This window comes from Paenibacillus sp. J5C2022 (assembly GCF_025567625.1).
In the GTDB taxonomy this organism is placed as follows: domain Bacteria; phylum Bacillota; class Bacilli; order Paenibacillales; family Paenibacillaceae; genus Pristimantibacillus.
In genome coordinates, this window is sequence record NZ_JAOQJC010000121.1 from 1 (window position 1) to 861 (window position 861).

General features: G+C 53.7%; 1 rRNA gene. It reads right to left on the bottom strand.

From position 1 onward, the window contains the following. Positions 1-861 (bottom strand): 23S ribosomal RNA (locus M6D81_RS31560); the annotation flags it as partial.

Below are 861 nucleotides of genomic sequence, written 5' to 3' on the forward strand. Positions count from 1 at the left end.
ACATGCCATAGCTTCGGTGGTGTGTTTAGCCCCGTTACATTTTCGGCGCAGAGTCACTCGACCAGTGAGCTATTACGCACTCTTTAAATGGTGGCTGCTTCTAAGCCAACATCCTGGTTGTCTTTGCAACTCCACATCCTTTCCCACTTAACACACACTTGGGGACCTTAGCTGATGATCTGGGCTGTTTCCCTCTTGACAATGGATCTTAGCACTCACTGTCTGACTCCCGGTAAGCATGTCGATGGCATTCGGAGTTTGACTAGACTTGGTAACCCTTGGCGGGCCCCGCACCCAATCAGTGCTCTACCTCCACGACACTCATATCCGAGGCTAGCCCTAAAGCTATTTCGGGGAGAACCAGCTATCTCCGAGTTCGATTGGAATTTCTCCGCTACCCCCACCTCATCCCCGCACTTTTCAACGTACGTGGGTTCGGGCCTCCAGTGCGTGTTACCGCACCTTCACCCTGGACAGGGGTAGATCACACGGTTTCGGGTCTACGACCACGTACTATAGACGCCCTATTCAGACTCGCTTTCGCTGCGGCTACGGCTTTCCACCTTAACCTTGCACGTGATCGTAACTCGCCGGTTCATTCTACAAAAGGCACGCCATCACCCCTAGATTGGGCTCTGACTTCTTGTAAGCGCACGGTTTCAGGTTCTTTTTCACTCCGCTCCCGCGGTGCTTTTCACCTTTCCCTCACGGTACTGCTTCACTATCGGTCACCAGGGAGTATTTAGCCTTGGCAGATGGTCCTGCCGGATTCCGACGGGGTTTCACGTGTCCCGCCGTACTCAGGATCCGTCTCGGAGAGTGCTGACTTTCGGTTACAGGGCTTTTACCTCTTCTAGCGGG